2 protein-coding genes are annotated in these 1,671 nt (G+C 72.5%); both read right to left on the bottom strand.

The features are described from left to right. Window positions 1-1,218: urocanate hydratase (locus HMPREF3099_RS05650; RefSeq protein WP_070705097.1), on the bottom strand; the 1,218-nt coding region annotated here is incomplete at its 3' end. Between the two features lie 188 nt (window positions 1,219-1,406). After that, a partial coding sequence (locus HMPREF3099_RS05645; protein WP_202816701.1) for a SelB domain-containing protein occupies window positions 1,407-1,671 on the bottom strand: 265 nt, incomplete at its 5' end.

The raw sequence follows: 1,671 nt of genomic DNA, 5'->3' as shown, positions 1-1,671 counted from the left end.
CGCCGGCAGCCCCTCGAACTCCACGAACTCGTCGGCGGCGTCCAGCCACTTGTGGAGCTTCTCGTCCTCGGGGAAGAGCTCCTTGAGGGCCTGGTCGGTCACCTTGATGTCCTCCGGGTCGCCCGAGAGCGCCACCCAGCGGAACGGGCCGAGCCCCTCGCAGAACAGCGGGCGGATGTAGGCCGGCACGAAGCCGGGGAACTCGAACGCCCGGTCGTACCCGGCCTTGCGCGCCTCGTCGCGGATGGAGTTGCCGTAGTCGAACACCTCGGCGCCCGCGTCCTGGAACTCCACCATCGCCTTGACGTGGGCGGCCATGGCGGACTGGGCCTTCTTCGTGAAGCCCTCCGGGTCCTTCTCCGCCTCGGCGTGCCAGTTCTCCATCGTGAACTCGACCGGCAGGTAGCTCAGCGGGTCGTGGGCGGAGGTCTGGTCGGTGACGACGTCGATCTGCAGGTCGCCGGCCTTGTGGCGCTCGAGCAGGGCCGGGAACACCTCGGCCGCGTTGCCGACGATGCCGATGGACAGGCCGCGCTTCTCCTCCTTGGCCTTGTTGGCCCGGGCGATGGCGTCGTCCAGGTCGTCGGCGATCTCGTGCAGGTAGCGCTTGCCCACGCGGCGCTCCAGGCGGGTGCGGTCCACGTCCACGATGAGGCACACGCCGTCGTTGAGGGTGACGGCCAGCGGCTGCGCGCCACCCATGCCACCGCATCCACCGGTGAGGGTGATGGTGCCTGCGAGGGTGCCACCGAAGCGCTTGGTGGCCACCGCGGCGAAGGTCTCGTAGGTGCCCTGGAGGATGCCCTGGGTGGCGATGTAGATCCACGAGCCGGCCGTCATCTGGCCGTACATCATGAGGCCCTCGGCCTCGAGCTTGCGGAAGTGCTCCCAGGTGGCCCAGTCGCCCACGAGGTTGGAGTTGGCGATGAGCACGCGGGGGGCCCACACGTTGGTGCGGATGACGCCGACCGGCTTGCCGGACTGCACCAGGAGGGTCTCGTCGTCCTCGAGCTCCTTGAGGCTGGCCACGATGGCGTCGAAGGCCTCCCAGGAGCGGGCCGCGCGGCCGGTGCCGCCGTAGACCACGAGGTCGTCCGGGCGCTCGGCGACCTCCGGGTCGAGGTTGTTCATGAGCATGCGCAGCGGGGCCTCGGTCTGCCAGCTCTTGCAGGTCAGCTCGGTGCCGCGCGGGGCGCGGACGGGGCGGGCGCCTTCCATGGGTGTCTCCTTCGACTCGGTCGGCCGGGCGAGGCCCGGTGGCCGGTGGTGGGTGCACCCCGGCGCTGGTGCGGCCATTCCACCAGCCGTCGCGCCGGGGCGGCAGGTGGGGGCGGGGCGAGGTGTCCCAGATGTGGGACAGGCAGCGGGTGGGACGAGGGGCGTCGGGAGGCGACGAGCGCGGCCCGTCAGCGGACGACCTCGCGCTGCTGGCCGTCCACCCGGCGGGTCCAGCCTCGGCCGTCGAGGTGCTCCAGCAGCGGGACCGCCACCCGCCGCGTGGTGCCGAGCGCCTGCCGGGCCACACTGAGGGTGAACGGCTGCGGGAGGGCGGCGAGCTCCCGCATCGCGCGGGCGGGGGCGTCCGGGAGGAGGACGACCTCCCCCGGCAGGCGCAGCAGGCGGCCAGCGCGTGCGGCGGCCGCGAGCTCCCGGGCGCCGAGACCGAGGTCG

The sequence above is a fragment of the Kytococcus sp. HMSC28H12 genome (genome assembly GCF_001816045.1).
GTDB classification, from domain to species: Bacteria; Actinomycetota; Actinomycetes; order Actinomycetales; family Dermatophilaceae; genus Kytococcus; species Kytococcus schroeteri.
This window is presented reverse-complemented; position numbering and strand designations above follow the sequence as displayed.